Origin of the sequence: Streptomyces sp. 4F14 (genome assembly GCF_048159485.1) — a bacterium.
Lineage (GTDB): Bacteria > Actinomycetota > Actinomycetes > Streptomycetales > Streptomycetaceae > Streptomyces.
Genome location: NZ_JBLRVY010000003.1, coordinates 304,652 through 327,133 on the forward strand (window position 1 = coordinate 304,652; position 22,482 = coordinate 327,133).

Here is a 22,482-nt window from a genome sequence, read left to right on the forward strand (position 1 = left end):
CTCGTTCCGCATGGATCGCGGGGGGTCGGGGACGGTGGAGTGGGTCAGTGGATGATGCCGGTCCGCAGCGCGACCGCGACCATTCCGGCGCGGTCGCCCGTGCCGAGCTTGCGGGCGATACGGGCGAGGTGGCTCTTGACGGTCAGGGCCGACAGGCCCATCGAGACGCCGATCGCCTTGTTCGACTGGCCCTCGGCGACCAGCCGGAGCACCTCCACCTCGCGGCCGGACAGTTCGCGGTAGCCGCCCGGGTGGCTCGGGGCCCCCGGGGGGCGGCGGTGCATGCGCGCGGCGGAGGCGCCGATGGGTGCGGCGCCGGGCCGGCCGGGGAGGCCGACGCCGGCCCGGGTGCCGGTGACGACGTACCCCTTGACGCCGCCGGCGAGGGCGTTGCGGACGGCGCCGATGTCGTCGGCGGCGGACAGGGCGAGCCCGTTGGGCCAGCCCGCGGCGCGGGTCTCGGAGAGCAGGGTGAGACCGGAGCCGTCGGGGAGGTGGACGTCCGCGACGCAGATGTCGCGGGGGTTGCCGATGCGAGGACGAGCCTCCGCGACGGACGAGGCTTCGATCACGTCGCGGACACCGAGCGCCCAGAGGTGACGGGTGACGGTGGAGCGGACGCGCGGGTCGGCCACGACCACCATCGCGGTGGGCTTGTTCGGGCGGTAGGCGACCAGGCTTGCGGGTTGCTCAAGGAGAACGGACACCGGGCCTCCTGAAAGTGGGGCGGAGCTTCAAGGTCACAGTCGTCTTCGGCAGTGAACCCGGGGTCCTTTAGAAAATGATCACGATCTAGTGAGCAAGAATCCGTGCAATTCGGACACGCGATCGATCATCCGAAGATCGAGTCGGTTCACTCGCGTGCGCTTGGGTGATGGAAAGTGGCCGTATCGACAAAAGGATGACCAAGATGCGCCCGAACGGGGGAGACGCGGCTGGATCAGCGTGACTGCGGTCCGCGACGCTGGGGCAGCGTGACCACGGAGGCGTCCCCCGGACCGGCCGGCGGAACCCCCGCCACCTGCGCCAGGAGATCGCACCAGGACGCCAGATGCGCCGCCGCGTCCGGCACCCCGTCCAGCCCCGTACGCGGCGTCCAGGAGGCCCGGATCTCGATCTGCGACGTCGCCGGCCGCTCGGACAGCCCGCCGAAGTAGTGCGACCCCGCGCGCGTGACCGTCCCGCTCGCCTCGCCGTACGACAGCCCGCGCGCCTGGAGCGCGCCCGTCAGCCACGACCAGCACACGTCCGGCAGCAGCGGATCCACCGCCATCTCCGGCTCCAGCTCCGCCCGCACCAGCGTCACCAGCCGGAACGCCCCGCGCCACGCGTCGTGCCCCTCCGGATCGTGCAGCAGCACCAGCCGCCCGTCCGCGAGGTCCTGGTCGCCGTCCACGACGGTCGCCTCCAGCGCGTACGCGTACGGCGCGAGCCGCTGCGGCGCCGGTGTCGGCTCCACCTCGATCTGGGGGCGCACCCGCGCCGCCCGCAGTGCCTCCACGGCAGCCAGGAAGGCCGCCGGAGCCTCCCGCTCACCCCCGTTCGCGTCGTCCATCCCCGCGCCGTCCGACAGTCGTCCCTGAGCCGCAGCCATGCGGGGAAGAGTAAGGGGAACGGGCCCTTCGCGCAGGGCAAGACACCCGAGCGCACGCCCACGCGCGGGTGCGCGCTCGGCGAACAAGCCGGGGGAGGGAGTGTCACAGGGGCGTGCGAGACTTTCCGTCGTGAGTGCGAACGAGAGCCCCGCGGGCCGCCCGCCGACAGCGACGTACGACAGCCCCTTCCTGAAGGCGTGCAGACGCGAGCCCGTCCCGCACACCCCCGTGTGGTTCATGCGCCAGGCCGGCCGTTCGCTGCCCGAGTACCGCAAGGTGCGCGAGGGCATCCCGATGCTGGAGTCCTGCACCCGCCCCGAGCTGGTCACGGAGATCACCCTCCAGCCGGTGCGCCGGCACCACGTGGACGCGGCGATCTACTACAGCGACATCGTCGTCCCCCTCAAGGCCATCGGCGTCGACCTCGACATCAAGCCGGGCGTCGGCCCCGTCGTCGAGCACCCGATCCGCACCCGCGCGGACCTCGCGCAGCTGCGCGACCTCACCCCCGAGGACGTCTCGTACGTCACGGAGGCCGTCGGCCTGCTCACCGCCGAACTCGGCGCCACCCCCCTGATCGGCTTCGCGGGCGCCCCCTTCACGCTCGCCAGCTACCTCGTCGAGGGCGGCCCCTCGCGCACGTACGAGAACGCCAAGGCGATGATGTACGGCGACCCCGGGCTGTGGGCCGACCTCCTCGACCGCCTCGCCGACATCACGGCCGCGTTCCTCAAGGTCCAGATCGAGGCGGGCGCCTCCGCCGTCCAGCTCTTCGACTCCTGGGCGGGCGCGCTGTCCCCCGCCGACTACCGCCGCTCGGTCATGCCGGCCTCCGCGAAGGTCTTCGACGCGGTCGCCGGGTACGGCGTCCCGCGCATCCACTTCGGCGTCGGCACCGGCGAACTCCTGCGCCTCATGGGCGAGGCCGGCGCTGACGTCATGGGCGTCGACTGGCGCGTCCCCCTCGACGAGGCCGCCCGCCGCATCGGCCCCGGCAAGGCCCTCCAGGGCAACCTGGACCCGACGGTCCTGTTCGCCGGCCCCGAAGCCGTCGAGGCCAAGGCGCGCGAGGTCCTCGACGCCGCCGCCGGCCTGGAGGGGCACGTCTTCAACCTCGGCCACGGCGTGATGCCGACCATCGAGCCGGACGCGCTCACCCGGCTCGTGGAGTACGTCCACACGCAGACGGCCCGCTGACTCACCCGGTGTGCCGGGGCCGCGCGCGCCTGCCGAACAGCAGGCCGCGCGGCTCCGGGGGCGGGACCGTGTTCCGCTTGAGCGGCCAGGCCAGCAGCATGCCGGCCACGAACCCGACGACGTGCGCCGCGTAGGCCACCGTCCCCGCCGCCGACACGCCCTCGCCGGCCGAGTAGAACGCCTGGAGCCCGAACCAGAAGCCCAGCACCAGCCACGCGGGCAGGCGCAGCGGCAGGAACACCAGGAACGGCACCAGCACCCACACGCGCACCCGCGGGTACAGCACGAGATACGCGCCCAGGACGCCCGCGATGGCCCCCGAGGCGCCGATCAGCGGCTCCGTGGAGTCGGCGTTCAGGACCGCGAAGCCGTACGACGCCGCGTAGCCGCAGACGACGTAGAACAGCGCGAACCGGACGTGGCCCATCCGGTCCTCGATGTTGTTGCCGAAGATCAGCAGGAACAGCATGTTGCCCAGCAGGTGCAGCCACCCGCCGTGCAGGAACATCGCCGTGAACACGCTCAGCACGGGCGACTTGGTGTAGTCCGGCGGACCGGCCAGACACGCGCCCGCGCGGACGTCGCCGGTCGCCACCAGCGTCGGCATCTGCTGGTGGATCAGTTCGCGCGGGACGGCCGCCCACTGGTCGAGGAAGGCGTGCAGATGGCACGTCTGCACCAGCGTGCTGTCGCCCTTCACCGAGCCGGCCAGACCCGGCATCCACAGGAAGACGAGCACGTTCGCGGCGATCAGCGCGTACGTCACCACGGGCGTACGGCGCACGGGGTTCACGTCATGGACGGGGATGACCACGAGGAACTACTTCCCGCGATGAGCCGCGCGAACCGGTGAACGCCGCCCGGCGCGCGTGCGTATGAACCGGCAAGCACCCGCGGCGTGGGGAAGGCGCTCGCGGGGACGACGTGAGGAACAGGCGATGAACGACCGAGTCACCCCCATGCACGCCCTGCCCGACGGCGAGGCCGAACTCTCTCTCGTGATCCGGCTCCCCTGGGAGGACGTGGCCCGCCTCGGCCAGGAGGCCGGGCGCCTCGCCGCGCAGACGGGCCGGCCCGTAACCCTCGACGAGGCGGTCGGCCACCGCCTGCGCACCCGTCAGGTACCCGCCTCGCACGCGAAGCCCGTCGAGCAGGCGGCGGCCGTCTCCGCCCTGCCGCGCCTGACCGGCACGGCCTAAGGAGCCACTTTCCGGGCCGCCTTGCGCGCCGCCACCAGCACCGGATCCCACACCGGGCTGAACGGCGGCGCGTAACCCAGGTCCAGGGTCGTCATCCGATGCACCGTCATGGCCGCTGTGAGCGCCACAGCGGCGATGTCGACCCGCTTGGCGGCTCCCTCTCCGCCGACGATCTGAACGCCCAGCAGACGGCCGCTGACGCGTTCCGCGAGCATCTTGACCGTCATGGGCGCCGCGCCCGGGTAGTAGCCCGCACGGGACGTCGACTCGATCGTGACCGTCTCGTACGACAGACCCGCGCGCGCGGCGTCCTTCTCGCGCAGCCCGGTCCGGGCGATCTCCAGCCCGCACACCTTGCTGACGGCCGTCCCCACCACCCCCGGGAACACCGCGTCGCCACCGGTGACGTTGGTCCCGATGATCTGCCCGTGCTTGTTGGCGTGCGTGCCCAGGGGGACGTACCGCTCGCGCTCCGAGACCAGGTCCCAGACCTCCACGCAGTCCCCGCCGGCCCAGATGCCTTCGTGGCCCCGCACGCGCATGCGGTCGTCCGTCAGCAGGCCCCCGTGCTCGCCCAGCGGCAGACCCGCCGCCCGCGCGAGGGACGTCTCCGGGCGCACCCCGATGCCCAGCACGACGACGTCCGCCGGGAACTCCCGCTCCCCGGCGACGACCGCGCTCACCCACCCCTCCGCGTCCACGCGCAGGGAGGTCACCTCGGCGTCGTCGACCATCGTGATGCCGAGCCCCTCCATCGCCCGGTGCACCAGCCGGCCCATGTCCGGGTCGAGCGTCGACATGGGCTCGCTGCCCCGATTGACGACCGTCACCTCGAAACCCCGGTTGACCAGCGCCTCCGCCATCTCGACGCCGATGTACCCGGCCCCGACGACCACCGCGCGGCGCCCCCGCGCGCGGGACAGCGTGTCGATCAGCGCCTGGCCGTCGTCCAGCGTCTGCACCCCGTGCACACCCCGCGCGCGGGCGCCGGGGATGTCAGGCCGCACCGGACGCGCGCCGGTCGCGATCACCAGCCGGTCGTACGGCGTCCAGGACTCGGCGCCGGAATCGACGTCCCGCGCGCGCACGCGCCGGCCGGGGACGTCGATCTCGGTGACCTCCGTGCGCAGGCGCAGGCCGATGTCCCGCGCGCGGTGCTCCTCGGGGGTGCGGGCGATCAGGTCGTCGCGGTCCTCGACGTCGCCGCCCACCCAGTACGGGATGCCGCACGCCGAGTACGACGTGAAGTGGCCGCGCTCGAAGGCGGTGATCTCCAGGTCGCCGGGGGACTTCGCCCGCCGGGCCTGGGACGCCGCGGACATGCCCGCGGCGTCCCCGCCGATCACGACCAGCCGTTGCCGTGCGCCGTTGCTCATGCGCCCACGCTACGGGTGACGGCCGCGCGCCCGCGCGGAGGCGACGGCCCTCAGGAGCGCTCGCCCTCCTCGCCCTCCTCGTCGACCGTGCCTGCCGTGCCTGTCTCGGCCCGCTCCGGGAAGCCGGAGACGAACGCCGGGGCCGCCTGACGGGGAGTGAGCCGGGGCCGGACCACCCGCCACCACACGACCACCAGGAAGGCCGCCGCCAGCGCGAACGGCAGCACCGCCGCCAGCACCACCACGATCCAGCGCAGCGCCGTCACGAAGGCGTCCCAGCCGCCGGACAGGGCGTCCAGGACACCCGGGTCGTCGTCGGCCTCCGCGGGCGCTTTCGGGGCTGTCTGGGACAGCGTCAGGGTGATCGTCGCCAGGCTCGTGCGGTCCTTCAGGGACGCCTGCTGGGCGAGGAGCGACTCCAGGTCGGCCTGACGGCGGCTCAGTTCGCCCTCCAGGCTGACGATGTCGCTCAGCGAGGTCGCCCGGTCCATCAGCTCGCGCACGCGCGCGACGCTCGCCCGCTGCGACTGGACGCGGCTCGCGACGTCCACGACCTGGTCGGTGACGTCCTCGGCCTTCGACGTCCGCTCCAGGAGCTTCCCGGCGCCCTGGAGCGTGCTCAGGACGGCGTCGTAGCGCTCCACGGGGACGCGCAGGACGACCTCCGTGTGCTCGGCGTCCTCCTCGTCGCGGGTGGTGGTCTCGTCGCCGACGTAGCCGCCCGCGTTCACGGCGGCCGTCCGCGCGGCGTCCAGGGCCTTGGCGACGTCCTTGACCTGGACGCTGAGCGAGGCGGTGCGGATGATGTGGCTGACGGTGGCGGCCTTGGGCGGTGTGGACGCCTTCGCGCCCGACGGGCCCGAACCGGTGGCCCCGGGCGCGGTGTCGGTGTCCCCCTTTACGGCGTCTTCCTCGGCGGCGGCCTTGTCCTGGGCGGCGGAACCGGAGTCGCCGCCGGCGCTGCACCCGGCGAGCGCGAGGGCGGCGGCCGCGAGGAGCGCGGCCAGGGCGTGTGCGGATCTGCGTGCGGGCATGTGGAGATCCCCCCGAGTGGTGTGAAGACGCGTCGCGTCGACGGACGTTCCTTCGACGCGCGGACCTGCTTCGACGTTGGCGGATCCGGGTTCCGAAGAGGTCACGTTCGGGACGCACCCCGGACACACCGCATGGAGAGCGTTGTCAGTGCGGTCTGAGAGGCTGGATCCATGAGCGCAGCACGTACGGGCGGTACGGGTCGGGTCGTCGTCATCGGTGCCGGGATCGCGGGTCTGGCCGCGGCCCACCGGCTCCTGGAGCGCGGGGCGCGGGTGACCGTCCTCGACGCGGCGGACAGAGTCGGCGGCAAGCTCCTGCCCGGCGAGATCGCCGGTGTGCGCACCGACTTCGGCGCCGAGTCCATGCTCGCCCGCCGCCCCGAAGGCATCGCCCTCGCGTGCGAGGTGGGCCTCGAAGGCCGCCTCCAGCCACCCGCCACGGCCACCGCCTCGATCTGGACCCGCGGCGCCCTGCGCCCGATGCCCAAGGGCCACGTCATGGGCGTACCCGGCGCCGCCGAGGCGCTCGCCGGAGTCCTCTCCGAGGAGGGCCTCGCCCGCATCGGCCGTGACAGCGACCTGCCGCGCACGGAGGTCGGCGAGGACGTCGCGGTCGGCGCGTACGTCGCCGAGCGGCTCGGGCGCGAGGTCGTCGACCGGCTCGTCGAACCGATGCTGGGCGGGGTGTACGCGGGCGACGCGTACCGCATCTCGATGCGCGCGGCCGTCCCCCAGCTCTTCCAGATCGCCAAGGCGCACACCTCGCTCACCGAGGGGGTGCGCGAACTCCAGGCGAAGATGGCCGCCAGCCGGCAGACGGGCCCGGTGTTCACCGGCATCGAGGGCGGCATCGGCACCCTTCCGCTCGCCGTCGCCGACGCCGTTCGCGCGCGCGGGGGCGAGATCCTCACCGGCACACCCGCGCGCGAGCTGCGCCGGGACGCCGAGGGATGGCGGGTGATCGCGGGGGATCGCGAACTGCGCGCGGACGCCGTCGTCGTCGCCGTACCCGCCCCCGTCGCCGCCGCGCTGCTCGCCGAGGAGTCCCCGGGCGCCGCCGCCGAACTGCGGGCGATCGAGTACGCGTCGATGGCCCTGGTCACCCTCGCCTACCGGCGCGCGGACGCCGACGCCGCCCTTCCGGCCGGGAGCGGGTTCCTCGTCCCGCCGGTCGACGGGCACTCCATCAAGGCGTCGACGTTCTCCTCCCGGAAATGGGCCTGGGTCGCCGACCAGGACCCGGACGTCCTGGTCCTGCGCACCTCGCTGGGCCGCTACGGCGAGACGGAGATCCTCCAGCGCGACGACGACGCCCTGATCGACGTCTCCCGCCACGACCTGCGCGAGGCGACCGGCCTCGACGCGACCCCGCTGGAGACCCGCGTCGTGCGCTGGACCGACGGCCTCCCGCAGTACCCCGTCGGCCACCACGCGCGCGTGGCCCGCATCCGCGAACACGTCGCGAAACTCCCCGGCCTCGCGGTCTGCGGCGCCCAGTACGACGGCGTCGGCATCCCCGCCTGCATCGCCGGCGCCAACGCGGCCGTCGACCAGATCGGCGGCGATCTCAGCGCCGTACAGGAGCTGGCGGCCAACCCGGTGCAGAGCCTGCACGGCGGAGCGGGAGAATGACAGGCATGAGCGAGAACGCCCCCACCACCGAGCCCGGCAGGATCCCCAACAAGGGCAAGCTGGCCAAGGACCTCAACGAAACCATCCGCTACACCCTCTGGTCCGTCTTCCAGCTGAAGGACGTCCTCCCCGAGGACCGCGCGGGCTACGCCGACGAGGTCCAGGAGCTGTTCGACCAGCTCGCCGCCAAGGACGTCACCGTGCGCGGCACCTACGACGTGTCCGGGCTGCGCGCCGACGCCGACCTCATGATCTGGTGGCACGCGGAGACCAGCGACCAGCTCCAGGAGGCGTACAACCTCTTCCGCCGCACGAAGCTCGGCCGCGCGCTCACGCCGGTCTGGTCGAACATGGCGCTGCACCGCCCCGCCGAGTTCAACCGCTCGCACATCCCCGCGTTCCTCGCCGACGAGACCCCGCGCGACTACGTCAGCGTGTACCCCTTCGTGCGCTCCTACGACTGGTACCTGCTGCCCGACGAGGACCGCCGCCGCATGCTCGCCGACCACGGCAAGATGGCCCGCGGCTACCCGGACGTGCGCGCCAACACGGTCGCCTCGTTCTCCCTCGGCGACTACGAGTGGATCCTCGCCTTCGAGGCCGACGAGCTGTACCGCATCGTCGACCTCATGCGCCACCTGCGCGCCTCCGAGGCGCGGATGCATGTCCGCGAGGAGGTCCCGTTCTACACGGGCCGCCGCAAGTCCGTGAGCGAGCTCGTCGCCGGCCTGGCGTAAGGCTCAGCGCAGCCGGCGGGCCGCCTCGCGCACGCGGTCCGTCGGCCTCGGCTCGGCGTGCGGCGCGCACGCCGCCCGGCGGCCCGGGAGGCGGCCCGCCAGCAGGTAGGCCTCCAGGTGCCGGTTGACGCACGCGTTCGACGCCCCGCCGATGCCGTGGCTGCCCGCGTCCCGCTCGGTCACCAGCACCGACCCCGCGAGCCTGCGCCGCAGCTCCAGCGCCCCTTCGTACGGCGTCGCCGCGTCCCGCTCGGCCGCCAGGATGAGCGTCGGCGGCAGCTCGCCGGGGGCCGTGCGGACGTCCAGGGGGCGCTGGCGGGGGACCGGCCAGAACGCGCACGGCAGGTTCGTCCACGCGTTGTCCCACGTCTCGAACGGCGCGACCCGCGCGACGAGCGTGTTGTCCCGGTCCCAGGTCCGCCAACGCGTCGGCCACGGCGCGTCGTTGCACTCCACGGCCGTGTACACGGCGTTCGCGTTCTCCGCCTCCGCCGCGAACTCCCGCACCGGGCCCGCCTGCCCGATCAACTGCTCCGGCCGCCCCTTCAGGTACTCCGACAGCGCCCGCGCGCGGTGCGGCCAGTAGTCGTCGTAGTACGCGGTCTGGAGGAACGCCCGCTGCAGCTGCCCCGGCCCCACGACCCCGCCCGCCGGCTCCACCGCGAGCTGCGCGCGCGCCCGCTCGTAGCTGCGCAGGACGGCCTCAGGGGTGGAGCCGAGGCCGTACACGGCGTCGTGCCGGGCGATCCACTCGCGGACGTCCGTCCAGCGGCTCTCGAACGCCAGGGACTGGCCCAGGTTGTTGCCATACCAGATCCGCGCGGGGTCGGGGTTCACGACCGAGTCGAACACCATGCGGCGGACGTGCCCCGGGAACATCGACGCGTACAGGGCGCCGAAATAGGTGCCGTACGACGCGCCCATGAACGTCAGGCCCTTCTCGCCGAGCGCCGCGCGGACGACCTCCAGGTCCCGGGCGTTGTTCAGCGAGTGGTAGTGGCGCAGGGCGGCGCCGGAGCGGTCGGCGCACCCGCGCGCGTACGCGCGTGCCTGGGCGATCCGCTCGCGCTTGTACGACTCCGAGGGGTGCGTCGGGGACATCGACGGGGCCTTCACGAAGTTCTTCGGGTCCTGGCAGGACAGCGGCCCGGAACGGCCCACCCCGCGCGGGTCGTAGCCCACCAGGTCGTAGGCGGCGCCGATCCGCTTCCACTCCGGGACCAGGCCGATCAGCGGGAAGTACAGGCCCGAGCCGCCGGGGCCGCCCGGGTTGTAGACCAGGGCGCCCTGGCGGGGGACGCGGCGCTTGCTGTTGCCGGGGTCGCGGTGGGTGGCCTCGACCCGGCTGACCGTCAGGGGGATGCGGGGGCCGTCCGGGCGGGCGTAGTCCACCGGCACCTCCACCGTCGCGCACTTCAGGGCGCCGGGCAGGTCCTCCGCGCCGGGACAGGCCCCGAAGTCGAGGCCCTTCGCGGCGGCGCGGGCGGCGGCCAGGGCGGTGCCGCGCAGCTCTTGAGAGCCGGGGGCCGCAGGCGAGCCGGGGGCCGTGGGGGAGCCCGGGGCGGCGATGAGGGCGGTCAGGAGCAGGGCTCCTGCGGCCGAGTGGAGGGCGGCGGCTCGCATCGGGGTCCCTTCGGTGCACGGCGGCGACAAAAGGGATGTTTGGGGCCGGGTGCGGGGGAAGGCAAGCACCGGCGGGCGGGTGTCGGAGCCAATGCCCCGATGCGCCCCGCCGGGGTACGCGCACGCCGGGCCGGACACGAACGCCGGGGCCTGCGCGCGTACGCCGGGTCGCACACGAACGCCAGGGCTCGCACACGAACGTCAGGGCTCGCACACGAACGCCGCCGGGGCCACTCGTACCGGAGCCGCAGGCCCGCACGCGCGCGCCGTCGGACTTACTCGTGTCGGGGGCGCGGCGCGCGCGCGAACGCCGCCCGCAGGTTCGGTTCGTCCAGCGCGCGGATGCCGTGCACGGCCACCGAGGTGAGATACGTACGGTCCTGGGCCAGCGCGTCCAGCAGCCGCAGGCCCGCCGGGGAGGCCCAGCGGGTGTACGGGGGGATCTCCACGCGGGCCATCGCCAGGCAGCTCAGCGTCAGCGCCAGGGGCAGCGCGAACCAGAGGGCGACCAGGGTGTGCGGGACGTTCGGCGCGGGCACCAGCAGCGCGAGGACGCCCAGGACGAGGACGGCCGTCGCGGCGGTACGGACCTCGCGCAGGCCCGCCGCCACCGTCGTCCGCGCCCCGTCCGGCATCGCCAGACCCGCGCTCACCAGCCGGTCGGCGAGACCCCGCACCGCCTCGCCGGTCGCCGCGCGGGCCCGGACCGGCGCGATCGGGGACTGGCCCTCCGGGCCGATCGCGCCCAGCACCGAGCGCTCCATCTCGTCCCGGCCGCGCGGGTCGACGACGGTCGCCCAGCCGGTGTGCGCGAGCAGCAGCCGGCGCTCGCTCGCCATCGACACCAGCGTCAGGTCGGCGACCCGCGCGGGGCCGCCCGAGAGGAACGCCGCCTCGTACAGCGTCAGGGCGTGCGCCGGGGGCGTGTGCTCGGCGGTGCGTGCCGAGTCCGTCCCGGCGGCCGCCGCGCGCACGGCGGCCAGGCACAGCCGTGTACAGGCTGTGACCGCGACAGCCCACGCAAGGACCAGCAGGAGCACCCAGAACATGCCGTTTTTCTATGCCAGATTCCCGTGGTACCGCCACGCTTTGTTCACGATGCGGACGGAGTGTTGTGGGTCTGTGACGTTCCGCTTACGGCGAGTTGGGGGCCGTGCGGCTCAAGTGGCCCCGGAGGGCTACGGGTTCACCGGGACCGTCAGCGGCGGCGGCGAGTCCGTGGCCAGGTCGCGGGCGAGGGCGTCGAAGTCGACGTACCCCGTCGCCTCCAGGACCTTGATGTGGTCCAGGACCGTCGCGTTCGCGTCGTCCGCGAGGTCACGGACCAGGGAGTTGCGGGTACTTGCCCGGACCTGCGCGACGACCGAGAAGATCCGGCCGTGCGCGAGGCGCAGGATGTTCGCGAACTTCCAGTCGTAGCCCGTCCCTCGGGCCTCGTCCAACTCCCGCAGCCAGCCCTGCTGTTGGTCCGTCGGGCGGTCCGGCAGCGTCAGGTTCAGGCGGGCCGCCACTGTGCGTACACGCTCGTCCAGGAACGTGTGGCCGTCCACGAGGTGCTCGCCCGCCGTCCGTACGGCCGTCGTCGTGCCCTTCTGCTGCGCCTGCGTGCCCGCCGGGATCTCCCACAGGCCCGCGAGGCGCACCTTCTCGATGAAGTCCCGGTCCAGCGCGGACAGTGGGCCGTACCGCGTCCCCACCGTCCCGGCGCTCAGGAGGTTCGGGGCGCTGTCGCCCGTGTCCCCGCGGTCCGCGTACGACCAGAGCGGGAACGCCAGCGCCGCGATCGTCAGGACGAGGCCGAGGATGATGACGCCGGTTCCGCTGACGAGGTTCCTCGCCCAGCTCTCCTGGCGGTGCGCTCGCATGGTGCCTCCCGGGTGTGGCACCGCACTTCGGTGGTTCGTGTGTGTCGGGTGCGGGATCCGTAGTTTACCGGGGGTGTTGTGTGAACGGCCGCGCCGGGGTGAACGAGAGGTGCGTCACCGGCCGGTCAGCGAGCGCATGGTCCGGACCAGCCGGCTCCCGCTCCTCGGCGCCGGGCCCGACCTGTCCAGCCACCAGCTCCGCAGGGCCCTGCGGGGGCGCGGCGCGAGGAAGTCGCCGTCATGGAGGAGGTGTTCGGCGAACTCCAGCGCGTCCTGGCGGTAACCGCCGCGCAGGGGGCGGGCGTTGGCGTACGCCAGGAACGCCGGGCGGTACCTGTCGCCGAGGATCTCCGGCAGCTCGGGCGCGACCTTCGCGACGATCCCGGCCCGCTTCGCGGCCAACGCCCGCGCCTGGACGGCGAGCCGGACCCGGTCGAAGCCCTCGGGGGCGGGGGTGCCGGCGACGAGGGCGGAGAGCAGGGAGGTCTGGGCGAGGGCGAGCCGCTGGCGGGCGGGGTGGGTGGGATCGGCGAGGCCGGCGAGGGTGGCCGGGAGGGGCCGGGCGGGGCGAGAGGGCTCGGGGGTGTGGGGCGAGGGGGTGGTCGGCGGCACGTCTTCCGGGAGCATCGGGTGCACGTCCGGCAGGGGCGTCGGGGGTATCGCCGTCGGGGCTGCCGAGTACGCCCTCGCCGGGACTGCCGGGCGCGCGCCCGTCGAGGTCGCCTGAGGCCCACGCGCCGGTACCGCCGAGCACGTCTCCGTCGAGGTTGCCCGGCGCACGCCCGCCAGGGCTGTCGAGCGCACTCGCGTCGGGACTGTCGGTCGTGCTCCCACCGTCGCCGTCGGCCGTACCGCCGCCAACGTCTCCGCACGCGTCCTCGCCAGCGCCCCCCTCGACACCGCCTCCCGGATCGCCTCCAGCTCGCCCGTCAGCTCCGCAGGGTCCGGGAAGTTGTCGTCGCGTTCCAGGAGGACCCCGGGCGGGGCCGTGCGGGAGGTGAGGGCGGTGAGGAGGTCCAGGACGGCGGCGGGGACCGGGTGGGCGTGGGAGTCGTGCCAGACGCCGTCCTTCAGGTGGCCGCCCGCGACGTGGACGTACGCGATGGCCTCGACGGGGAGTTCGGCGAGCGCGCGGGACGGGTCCTCGCCCCGGTTGACGTGGTTGGTGTGGAGGTTGGCGACGTCGATGAGGAGCCGTACGCCGGTCCGGTCGGCCAGGTCGTACAGGAACTGGCCCTCGGTCAGCTCCTCGCCGGGCCAGGCGAGCAGCGCGGCGATGTTCTCGACGGCGAGGGGGACCGGGAGGGCGGCCTGGGCGATGCGGATGTTCTCGCACAGGACGTCGAGCGCGTCCCGGGTCTTCGGCACGGGCAGCAGGTGCCCCGCCTCCAGCGTCGCCGTCGCGGTCAGCGCGCCGCCCGCCCGCACGAACGCGATGTGCTCGGTGACCAGCGGCGACCCCAGCGCCACGGCCCGCTCCGCCAGCGCCGCGAGCCGCCCCTCGTCCGGCCGGTCCGCACCTCCGAGCCCCAGGGAGACGCCGTGCGGTACGACGGTGACGCCCCGCGCGCGCAGCCGCTGGAGGGACTCGGGGAGGTGGCCGACGCACAGGTTCTCGGCGACCGCCTCCACCCACTCGACGCCGGGCATCCGCTCGACCGCGTCCGCGATCTCGGGCCGCCAGCCGATACCCGTACCGAGACGGAACGGGTGATGTGCGGCGCCGAGGTGCGTGGGCGTGCCCGGTCGTGGCGCTGTGGTCAGCCCTGCGCTCGTCCCTCGCTGCGTCATGTCCCCTCCTCCGACGTGCCGGCCCCTGTGCGGGTGACGGAGGTATGACCCCCGTCACCCCGGGGCGAACCCTCACAGGGCGCGTTCAGAGGAACATTTGAGGTTGGGCTAGGTCAGCGCTTGAGGGCCACGCCGCCGAAGCTGTCCACGTCCTTGCGCTCGTCGGAGTCCGCCGGGGACCGCCACTCGGCGACCGGGACCAGACCCGGTTCCAGGAGGTCGAAGCCCTCGAAGAAGCGGGCGAGCTGGTCCGGGGTGCGGTTGACGCGGGGGTTGTCGCCGGCCTCGTTCCAGCGCTCCACCATCGCGCGCATCTCGGCGGCGTGGAACACCTCGGTGCTGTCGCAGAACACCAGGTGACTGCCGGCCGGGAGCGCCGACTTCAACTCGCCGACCAGGTCGTACGCGGAGTCGTCCGGGATGTGCGCGGCGATGCCGAGCAGCATGAGGGCGATCGGGCGCTCGAAGTCGAGGGTGTCGTGGGCGGCGCGCAGGATGGCCGCCGGGTCGCGGAGGTCGGCCTCGATGTAGTCGGTGGCCCCCTCGGCGGTCCCGGCGAGGAGGGTGTGCGCGTGCTGGAGGACGACCGGGTCGTGGTCGACGTACACGATCCGCGCGTCGGGGGCGACGGACTGGGCGACCTCGTGGGTGTTGTCGTGGGACGGCAGGCCGGTGCCGACGTCGAGGAACTGCCGGATGCCCGCCTCGCCCGCGAGGTACGCCACCGCCCGCTTGAGGAACGCCCGCTGGGCGCGCGCGATGTCGACGATCTCGGGGTTCAACGACCGGATCTGGTCGCCGACTTGGCGGTCGATCTGGTAACAGTCCTTGCCGCCGAGCCAGTAGTTCCAGATGCGCGCGGAGTGCGGCACCTCGCTGTTGATCGGCGGACGGTCAAGCGGCATGACGACTCCCGGTGCTGCGAACGGCCGTTGTGGATCTCACGGTAACTCTCAGAGCAGCGCCGGATGTTCCGCGACGACCGTACAACTGCCCGGCGCGATCTCGGTGAAGCCGGCATCCCTGACCAACGGCAGCCCGCTCGTGGTCAGTCGACGCCACCGCTCGGGCCCGGCCGTCCGGACGGCGAGCGCGAAACCGGTGTCGCGCCAGGCGGTCCGCTGCTCGTCGGACAGCTCCCACCAGGCGAGTTGGGCCGCGTGCCCGGTCTGGGCCATCGTCTTCCCGGCGGACATGCCGAGCTCCGGGTTGAGCCACAGCACGGGTACGCCCGCCTCCGCGCCGGACGGCGGCTCGGGGTCGTCGAGGTCCGTGCCGGAGACCTGCAGCTTGGCCAGCTCCTTGGGCCAGCCGTCCAGCGGGACCGGCGGGAAGACCCGCACCTCGGCCGACTTGCCGGTGACCGTGATCCCGTCCAGCGCCTCCGCGCGCCGCCACTCCGCGCCCCGCGCACGCCGGACCACCTTGCGGATCCGCGCGTCCTGCCAGTCGGCGATCGCTCGCGCCCACTCGCCCTCGCCGTGCGACCGGGCGTCGTCCAGGATCCGCAGCACCGCACGGGCCGAGGTCTCCAGGGCGTCGGTACGGGCCGGAGGCGCGTCGCGTTCGATACGGACGACCAGCGGCAGGACGAACTGCGGGGCCTCGTCGCGCGGGCTGGCTTCGGACTGAAACGGACTGTCGCTCACCCGGAGCAGGCTACGTGACCTCCCGGGTGAGGGAGGATGCGGCCATGGATCACGCACTCCGACTGGACCAGGTGGGGCGGAGGTTCGGCCCGCGCGGGCCCTGGGTCCTCCGGGGGATCGGGCTCGACCTGCCACCCGGCACCCTCACCCGTGTCGAAGGGGCCAACGGGACAGGGGAATCAACCCTGTTGAGACTGCTGGCCCGGCTCGACGCGCCCACCGAGGGCCGGGTCAGCGGGAAGCCCCGTACCGCGTACGTCCCCGAGCGCTTCCCGGCCGCGCTCCCCTTCACGCCGGTCTCCTACCTGACCCACCTCGGGGCCGTCCACGGGCTCGCGCGGGGGCGGGCCGCCGTGGTCGCGGGGGAGTGGCTGGAGCGGTTCGGGGCCGCCGGGTTCGCGCGGACACCCATGGGGCGGCTGTCCAAGGGGAGCAGCCAGAAGGTGGCGGTGGCGCAGGCGTTCGTGGCCGAACCGGAACTGCTGGTGCTGGACGAGGCGTGGACCGGGCTGGACGCCGGGGCGCGCGGGGAGTTGGAGCGGGCGGTCGCGGAGCGTACGGCCGGGGGCGGGGCCGTCGTCTTCGTCGACCACGATCCCCGGCGGCTGGCGGGGGTGGCCGACGCGGTGTACGCGGTACGGGACGGAGGACTTCAGCGGCGTACGGAGGAGGCCGCTGAAGTCGACGGGCCCTGTGCCGTCGTCGAGGTGCGGGGTGCCGAGGGGGCCGCGCTGCCCGGTGAGGTGGCGCTGCGGGCGCTGTCCGCCGTCGAGGAGGGCGGGGTGTGGCGGGTGCGCGTGCCGGTGGCGTACTCCGACGTCGTCCTGCGGGAACTGCTGGGGGACCGGCCGCCGTGGCACGTGGAGAGCGTGCGGAAGGAAGGCGTGTGATGGGGGCCGTCGTCCGGTATCAGGCGGCGCTGCTGGCGCGGTCCCAGCGGTGGCTGCCGCCGGTCCTGCTGTACGCCGTCTTCCTGGGCATCGGCGTCCAGGGCGGGCAGCCCCTGCTGGACTCCCTCGGGTACGCCGCCGCCGCGCTGCTGCCGGTCGCGGCCTGGCTGGTGCGGATCTGCGTCGGCAACGAGCCGGCCGCCGCGCGGAGCGTCGTCGCGGCGGCCGTGGGGCCCGGGCGGGCGCACCTCGGAGCCGTCCTGGTGGGCGGGGGCGCCGCCGCCGGGATCGGGCTGGCCGGGACGCTCGTCGTCACGTGGATCAGCGATCCCGTCAGCTCGGACCACCAGCGCCGGGTACCGGTGCTCGAAGCCGCCGGGGCGGGGGCGCTGGCCGCGCTGACCTGCGCGCTGCTGGGTACGGCGATCGGGGCGATCAGCGCCTGGCCGGTCCTGCGGTCCCCCGGGCGGGCCGTACCCGCGCTGATGCTGGGCGCGCTGCTGGCGCTCGTGGTGAGCGGCTCGCCCGCACAGGCGGCGGTCAGCGACCTGGTCACGGGGTCACGGGAGGCGGTGGTACCGATGCCGGTGGTGCCGCTGATCGCGGCTGCGGCGGTGTCGGCGGGGGTGGTGTGGGGAGCGTGCCGACTGGTGTCGCGGAGGGCGGCGGAGTGAGGGGTGAATGATCACGTCACCCCGAACAAGCCGACCGCTGCGCCTCCTGCCACTCACATACGGGGCACAGCGTGACCCCCTTCTGCGTCGCCGGATACTCCGTCGGCTCCCGGCACAGCACGCACTCCGCACACGGCGTCTCGCTCATGCCCTCAGCGTACGGCCGCCCTGATCTGCTCGGAGACCTTCACGAAGCGGTACCCCTTGCGGCGGAGTTCGGGGACGATCGTGCGCAGGGCGCGTTCCGTGGTGGGGGCGGCGCTGCGGGTGCAGTGCATGACGACCACGGAACCCGGCTTCACCCCGTCGAGGACCTGGCGGGCCACGGCGTCCGCGTCCGTCGCGAACGCGTCGCCGCTGATCACGTCCCACTGGACGGCCGTGACGCCGCTCGCGCTCAGCGCGCGCAGGGCCGCCTTGTCGTAGCAGCCGCCGGGGAAGCGGAAGTAGGGCATCGCGTGCGGGACGCCCGCCTTGCGGAAGGCGGCGTACGCCTGCTCCACGTCGGCGCGCATGTCCGCTTCCGGGACCGTCGGGAGGCCGTAGCAGTCGTCCGTGAACGCGTGGTGGCTGTAGGAGTGGTTGGCGACCTCGAAGAGGGGGTCGCGGCCGATCGAGCGGGCCTGGTCGGGGTACTCCTCGGCCCAGCGGCCCGTCATGAAGACCGTCGCGGGGATCTTCAGCGAGCGGAGTGTGGAGATCAGCGCCGGGTTGTCGAAGTGTTCGCCCCGGGCCGCGCGGGGACCCTGATCGGCGGTCATGTCCGCGTCGAAGGTGAGGGCGACGGTGCGGTCCTCGCCCCGGGGGGCGTGCTCGAAGACGGGGGTGAGGCCCGAGGGGCCGGCGGCCAGGGTGGGGGGTGGGGAGAGCGAGGGGGCCGCGGCGGGGGACGGGGGCGCGGAGGAGGGGGCGCGTTCCGGGGCCGCGGACGGGCTCGCGGCCCGAGTGGTGCCGCAGGCGGTGAGGGCGGTGGCGAGGACGCAGGCGGTGGCGAGAGCGCGTACGGGAGTGATCACCGTAGGAAGGTATGACAATCACATCGGATGCCCGGGGTGCCGCTCCGACGGGTTCACTCAGGTGGGGAAAAGGGGGGCCGACGGCCCCCCTCACACCTACCGCCAGGGCCCCGTCACCGCGAACGTCGTCCCGGGGGTGTAGCAGTTGACGTACATCGTCCGCCGGTCCGGCGAGAACGTCACCCCCGCGAACTCGCCCCACTCGGGCTTGTCCGGCGTACCGATGTTCTGGCGCCCGCGCGCCATCGCGTACACCTCCCCCTTCCGCGTCACCCCGTACACGTGCTGCGCCCCGTCACCGTCCTCGCACACCATCAGGCCACCGCTCGGTGCGAGGCAGATGTTGTCGGGGGACTCGCCGGGGAGCTGGATGTCCGTGTCCGGGCCGAAGACGACGACGAGGGTCAGGCGGCGGTCGGCCGGGTCGTACCGCCAGATCTGGCCGAAGTGGTCGGCGGCGGAGCCCTGCGACGAGTGGGCGAAGGACGAGACGAAGTAGACGCTGCGGCCGCCCCAGTAACAGCCCTCCAGCTTCTGGGCGTGGGTGATGCCCTTCGGGCCGTAGTCCTGGAGGCGGGTCGGGGTCGAGACGGCCTGCGGGTCGGGGACGTCCACCCACTCGATGCGGCCGAAGGACGTGCCCGGCTCCTGGATCGAGGAGAGGTCCGGTACGCCGGGGACGCGCATCGCCTGGAGCCGGCCACCCGCGCGCAGTGAGCGGGGGCCGCCGAGGGGGCGGGCCGGGAGGAAGCGGTAGAAGAGGCCGAAGGGGCGGTCGAAGGCGTCCTCCGTCTCGTAGACGGCGCCGGTGTACGGGTCGATCGCCACGGCCTCGTGCTGGAAGCGGCCCATCGCGGTGAGGGGGACGGCGCCCGTGCGGTGGGGGTCTGCCGGGTCCACCTCGAAGATGTAGCCGTGGTCCTTGGTGTAGCCGTTCGTGCCGGCCTTGTCCTCTGTCTCCTCGCAGGTCAGCCACGTGTTCCACGGGGTGGGGCCGCCCGCGCAGTTCACCGCCGTGCCGGCGATCGCGACGCGTTCCGTGAGGACGTCGCCGTGCGGGGAGAGGGTGAGGGCTGTGCAGCCGCCCTTGCCGGCGGGGTCGTACGTCAGGCCGTCCACCGTCGGGACCTGGTGCTTGGCGGTGACCCGGTTCTCGTGGTTGCGGACCAGGTGCACGCGGCCCGCTCTTCCCGGGAGCGCTGTCATGCCGTCGTGGTTCGAGGGGACGATGCCCTCGCCCGAGCGGAGTTGGTCGCCCTCGCGGGAGAGGACGCGGTAGCGGAAGCCGCGGGGGAGGTCGAGGAGACCGTCCGGGTCCGGGACGAGGGGGCCGTAGCCGTGGTGGCCGATGGGGTCGGCGGTGGCCGTACCGGCGAAGAGGTCGGTGAGAGCGCCGGTGAAGAGAATGCCTGCGGCGCTGCTGCGCAGCACCTGGCGGCGGGTCGTGGACATGCGGGGACCTTCCTGCTGGCGGACAGGGGCGGTACGACGCATGTGTCTATCAGGATGATCGCGTTGCGGGAATACGGCGTGCCCGGCCCGGGGTGTGTCCTGTTCCCCGGGCCGGACGGTTGGGGGCTCCCAAGGGGGTGCCGGGAGTTCGCCGTTGGAGGGTGCGGCGCCGCTGGGGCTGGTCGCGCAGTTCCCCGCGCCCCTGAAGATGCGTGCCCCTTCGGGGCCGCATCAAAGGGTGGGGGCGGGGGTGGTCGCGCCCGCGCGGCGGTAGCCGCACATTGACACAGCCCCGCGCCCCTGAAGAACCTCCCGCACCCCTGACGGTGAATCAGCCCGCCGTGACCCTTACCGGTTCCGTCCCCACCGCGCTGTGCCTCTCGGCCCAGCTCTCCAGTGCGGTGCGGCAGGCGTGGTCGAGGTGGTGGAGGCCGGAGAGGTCCAGTTCCACGGGACGGTCCTGCGGGAGGGACTCCAGGGAGTCCAGGATCTTCGGGAGGCGCAGGAAGGTCGCGTTGCCCGACAGGTACGCCTGGACAGGGCCCGCGCCCTTGTCGATCACCTCCAGTTTGATGTGGGACGCCTCCCAGGCGGTCTTCGCGACGGCCAGCGCGAGGCCGATGAGGACGCCCTCGAACATGCTCACCGCGACGATGGAGACGGCGGTGGCGACCAGGATGAGGGCCTCGCCCCGGTGCTCGCGCCAGAGAGAGGCGATCGCACGGACGGGGACCAGCTTCGCGCCCGCGTGGACGAGGATGCCGGCCAGCGCGGGGATGGGGATGTACGCGAGGAGGTCGGGGAACAGGGCGGCGAAGAGCAGGAGCCACACCCCGTGCAGGACGCGGGACGCCTTGGTGCGGGCGCCCGCCTGGACGTTGGCCGCGCTGCGGACGATGACGGCGGTCATGGGGAGCGCCCCGAGGGCCCCGCAGATCGTGTTGCCCGCGCCCTGCGCGATGAGCTCCTTGTCGTACTCGGTGCGTGGACCGTCGTGCAGCCGGTCCACGGCCGCCGCGCTGAACAACGACTCGGCGGACGCGATCAACGTGAACGCGACGACCGTACCGAGCAGCCCGATGGAGCCGAGTTCGCCGAACGCGCCGAGGGAGGGCGGCTGGATGGAGTCCAGCAGACCCTTGACCTCGACGGTGGCGACCGGCAGATCGAGGACGAGCGCGGCGGCCGTCGCGAGCCCGACCGCGGCGAGCGGACCGGGCACCGTACGGACCTTGGCCGGCATCCGCTTCCACAGGACGAGGACGGCGATGGTTCCCGCGCCGAGCGCCAGTGAGGACAGCGCGGCGGTGGAGCCCGCCGCGTCCACGAACGCCTCGGGCAGCCCGGCGATCTTGCCGAGCCCCGACTCGGGAGCCTTCGTACCGATGAGCGAATACAGCTGACCGGCGATCAGCACGAGACCGATTCCGGCCAGCATGCCTTCGACGACGGAGACGGAGATCGCCCGGAAGTAGCGGCCCAGTTTGAGGACGCCCATGGTGATCTGGAGGGCGCCCGAGACGAGGACGATGACACCGAGCGCGGGGAGGCCGAACTCCCGTACCGCCTCGAAGACGAGGACGGTGAGGCCCGCGGCGGGGCCGGACACCTGGAGGCTGGAGCCCCGCATGAGTCCGGTGACGATCCCGCCGACGATGCCGGTGATCAGGCCGAGTTCGGCCGGTACCCCGGAGGCCACGGCCACGCCCACGCACAGCGGGAGCGCGACCAGGAAGACCACCAGGGAGGCCGCGAAATCCTCCTTGAGGTGCGGGAAACGGGATATGCGGGTGTTCTGGGAAGTGGTCATCGGGCCGCTCACAGAGCCTGGAAGCGGTCGGTGGCGACGTCGTGCTCCTGCACGGCGCCGGTGTGGACCTCGTAGTACCAGCCGCGCACGGTCAGCCGGCCGTCGGCGAGCCGCTTCTCGACGCACGGGTAGGACCGCAGCCGCAGGATCTGCGCGAGGACGTGGTTCTGGACCGCGCGGGCGACGGTCGGATCGGACGGCTCGGTCGCGTCGGGCTCGTCGGCGGCGTGCGCCAGCCAGTCGCGGACGGCCGGTACGGCGTCCAGGTCGTCACCGCGGACGAGGGCGCCGACCGCGCCGCAGTGCGAGTGACCGCACACGACGATGTCCCGCACGCCGAGGACCTCCACGGCGTACTCGATGGTCGCGGCCTCGCCCGAGGGGGCGCCGGTGCCGTACGGGGGGACGATGTTGCCCGCGGTGCGCAGCTCGAAGAGCTCGCCGGGGCGGGCGCCCGTGATCAGGGCGGGGACGACCCGCGAGTCGGAGCAGGTGACGAAGAGGACCTGAGGGGACTGGCCTTCTGCGAGTTTGGCGAACTCCTCAGGGCGCTGTCCGAACGTACGGGCGTTGTCGATGAGGGGCTGCATGATGTGGTGACTCCTCCTGGCGCGCGTGGGGGCGCGTCGGACGTGCAGGACAGGGTGGGGGAACTGCTCTGTTCTGCCCAGCTCTCTCAGCAGCGGAAGACCTGGAGCGCCGCCGGAGAGTGGCTCGCCGAGGATCTCGACGGGCGGTGGCGGTCCGCACCGGGCAAACCTGCCGGGTGCGCGGCCGCGGGATCCTGCGCCACCTGTACCCGCTCGGGCTCGGAGGGAGCCGAGTCGGCGGTCAGGGTGGCGCGGTTTCGGTCGCGGGTGCGCAGCGGACCCGCAGGACCCCCGGACCGGTCACAGTCGCGGGTGGTGACTTTGACGTCGCGCAGCGCGATGCCCAGGGGGT

Annotated in this window: 21 protein-coding genes; 6 read left to right on the top strand and 15 right to left on the bottom strand. The window is 73.4% G+C overall.

Translation table 11 applies throughout. The annotated features are described in order from the left end of the window. Positions 1–44 precede the first annotated feature (44 nt). Positions 45–707, bottom strand: coding sequence for a LuxR C-terminal-related transcriptional regulator (locus ACLZOT_RS06085; protein WP_416967682.1), 663 nt, complete (start codon positions 705–707; stop codon positions 45–47). Between the two features lie 233 nt (positions 708–940). After that, a complete protein-coding gene (locus tag ACLZOT_RS06090) occupies positions 941–1,594 on the bottom strand; it encodes a DUF3000 domain-containing protein (RefSeq protein ID WP_416967683.1) in 654 nt (217 codons plus the stop codon). A 130-nt stretch (positions 1,595–1,724) separates the two neighbouring features. Between ACLZOT_RS06090 and hemE the strand changes: the two genes are divergently transcribed. Next, complete coding sequence (gene hemE / locus ACLZOT_RS06095) at positions 1,725–2,792, top strand: uroporphyrinogen decarboxylase (RefSeq protein WP_416967684.1); 1,068 nt, start codon at positions 1,725–1,727, stop codon at positions 2,790–2,792. 1 nt (position 2,793) lies between these two features. Here the strand turns inward: hemE and ACLZOT_RS06100 are convergent, their stop codons facing one another. Next, positions 2,794–3,606: a rhomboid family intramembrane serine protease gene (locus tag ACLZOT_RS06100; RefSeq protein ID WP_416967685.1), complete on the bottom strand. Its 813-nt coding sequence runs from the start codon at positions 3,604–3,606 to the stop codon at positions 2,794–2,796. A 124-nt stretch (positions 3,607–3,730) separates the two neighbouring features. On the opposite strand from ACLZOT_RS06100, the gene ACLZOT_RS06105 reads away from it, so the two are divergent. Beyond that, a complete protein-coding gene (locus tag ACLZOT_RS06105) occupies positions 3,731–3,991 on the top strand; it encodes a hypothetical protein (RefSeq protein ID WP_416967686.1) in 261 nt (86 codons plus the stop codon). On the opposite strand, the gene ACLZOT_RS06110 is transcribed toward ACLZOT_RS06105, so the two are convergent. Both ACLZOT_RS06110 and ACLZOT_RS06115 read right to left on the bottom strand, forming a co-directional pair. Further along, positions 3,988–5,367, bottom strand: a complete 1,380-nt coding sequence (locus tag ACLZOT_RS06110; RefSeq protein ID WP_416967687.1) for an FAD-dependent oxidoreductase — start codon at positions 5,365–5,367, stop codon at positions 3,988–3,990. The two genes, ACLZOT_RS06105 and ACLZOT_RS06110, sit on opposite strands and share 4 nt — an antisense overlap. A 50-nt stretch (positions 5,368–5,417) precedes the next feature. Continuing rightward, on the bottom strand, positions 5,418–6,401 hold the full coding sequence (locus tag ACLZOT_RS06115) for a DUF4349 domain-containing protein (RefSeq protein WP_416967688.1): 984 nt from the start codon (positions 6,399–6,401) through the stop codon (positions 5,418–5,420). Positions 6,402–6,572: 171 nt separating this feature from the next. On the opposite strand from ACLZOT_RS06115, the gene hemG reads away from it, so the two are divergent. Together hemG and hemQ are read left to right on the top strand one after the other, a co-directional pair. Then, positions 6,573–8,033, top strand: coding sequence for a protoporphyrinogen oxidase (gene hemG / locus ACLZOT_RS06120; RefSeq protein ID WP_416967689.1), 1,461 nt, complete (start codon positions 6,573–6,575; stop codon positions 8,031–8,033). 5 nt (positions 8,034–8,038) lie between these two features. Then, the gene (gene hemQ / locus ACLZOT_RS06125; protein WP_416967690.1) at positions 8,039–8,770 is read left to right on the top strand and encodes a hydrogen peroxide-dependent heme synthase; all 732 of its coding nucleotides are present in this window, start codon (positions 8,039–8,041) and stop codon (positions 8,768–8,770) included. A gap of 3 nt (positions 8,771–8,773) precedes the next feature. On the opposite strand, the gene ACLZOT_RS06130 is transcribed toward hemQ, so the two are convergent. The 6 genes from ACLZOT_RS06130 to ACLZOT_RS06155 form a co-directional block, all read right to left on the bottom strand. Beyond that, positions 8,774–10,393, bottom strand: a complete 1,620-nt coding sequence (locus tag ACLZOT_RS06130) for an alpha/beta hydrolase (RefSeq protein WP_416967691.1) — start codon at positions 10,391–10,393, stop codon at positions 8,774–8,776. Positions 10,394–10,668: 275 nt separating this feature from the next. Continuing rightward, positions 10,669–11,442 carry a TIGR04222 domain-containing membrane protein gene (locus tag ACLZOT_RS06135; protein ID WP_416967692.1) on the bottom strand — a complete coding sequence of 258 codons (774 nt, stop codon included), beginning with the start codon at positions 11,440–11,442 and terminating at the stop codon, positions 10,669–10,671. A gap of 129 nt (positions 11,443–11,571) precedes the next feature. Beyond that, positions 11,572–12,258 carry a DUF4142 domain-containing protein gene (locus ACLZOT_RS06140; RefSeq protein WP_416967693.1) on the bottom strand — a complete coding sequence of 229 codons (687 nt, stop codon included), beginning with the start codon at positions 12,256–12,258 and terminating at the stop codon, positions 11,572–11,574. Between the two features lie 114 nt (positions 12,259–12,372). Further along, positions 12,373–13,908, bottom strand: a complete 1,536-nt coding sequence (locus ACLZOT_RS06145) for a DUF692 family multinuclear iron-containing protein (RefSeq protein ID WP_416967858.1) — start codon at positions 13,906–13,908, stop codon at positions 12,373–12,375. Positions 13,909–14,162: 254 nt separating this feature from the next. Continuing rightward, on the bottom strand, positions 14,163–14,954 hold the full coding sequence (locus ACLZOT_RS06150) for an SAM-dependent methyltransferase (protein ID WP_416967694.1): 792 nt from the start codon (positions 14,952–14,954) through the stop codon (positions 14,163–14,165). Between the two features lie 48 nt (positions 14,955–15,002). Beyond that, positions 15,003–15,698 (bottom strand): aminoacyl-tRNA hydrolase, encoded by a 696-nt coding sequence (locus ACLZOT_RS06155; protein WP_416967695.1) that lies wholly within the window; start codon positions 15,696–15,698, stop codon positions 15,003–15,005. A 44-nt stretch (positions 15,699–15,742) separates the two neighbouring features. Here ACLZOT_RS06155 and ACLZOT_RS06160 point away from each other — a divergent pair, with 44 nt between their 5' ends. Together ACLZOT_RS06160 and ACLZOT_RS06165 are read left to right on the top strand one after the other, a co-directional pair. After that, positions 15,743–16,588 carry an ABC transporter ATP-binding protein gene (locus tag ACLZOT_RS06160; RefSeq protein WP_416967696.1) on the top strand — a complete coding sequence of 282 codons (846 nt, stop codon included), beginning with the start codon at positions 15,743–15,745 and terminating at the stop codon, positions 16,586–16,588. Continuing rightward, on the top strand, positions 16,588–17,262 hold the full coding sequence (locus ACLZOT_RS06165; protein ID WP_416967697.1) for an ABC transporter: 675 nt from the start codon (positions 16,588–16,590) through the stop codon (positions 17,260–17,262). The genes ACLZOT_RS06160 and ACLZOT_RS06165 overlap by 1 nt, the downstream gene beginning before the upstream one ends. Positions 17,263–17,414: 152 nt before the next feature. Here ACLZOT_RS06165 and ACLZOT_RS06170 read toward each other — a convergent pair whose 3' ends face one another. The 4 genes from ACLZOT_RS06170 to ACLZOT_RS06185 form a co-directional block, all read right to left on the bottom strand. Next, positions 17,415–18,278, bottom strand: coding sequence for a polysaccharide deacetylase family protein (locus tag ACLZOT_RS06170; RefSeq protein ID WP_416967698.1), 864 nt, complete (start codon positions 18,276–18,278; stop codon positions 17,415–17,417). A 96-nt stretch (positions 18,279–18,374) separates the two neighbouring features. After that, entirely contained in the window at positions 18,375–19,730 is a 1,356-nt protein-coding gene (locus ACLZOT_RS06175) for an alkaline phosphatase PhoX (protein WP_416967699.1), read from the bottom strand. A gap of 331 nt (positions 19,731–20,061) precedes the next feature. Next, complete coding sequence (locus tag ACLZOT_RS06180) at positions 20,062–21,540, bottom strand: SulP family inorganic anion transporter (RefSeq protein ID WP_416967700.1); 1,479 nt, start codon at positions 21,538–21,540, stop codon at positions 20,062–20,064. Positions 21,541–21,548: 8 nt separating this feature from the next. Continuing rightward, a complete protein-coding gene (locus ACLZOT_RS06185; RefSeq protein ID WP_416967701.1) occupies positions 21,549–22,130 on the bottom strand; it encodes a carbonic anhydrase in 582 nt (193 codons plus the stop codon). Between the last annotated feature and the right edge of the window lie 352 nt (positions 22,131–22,482).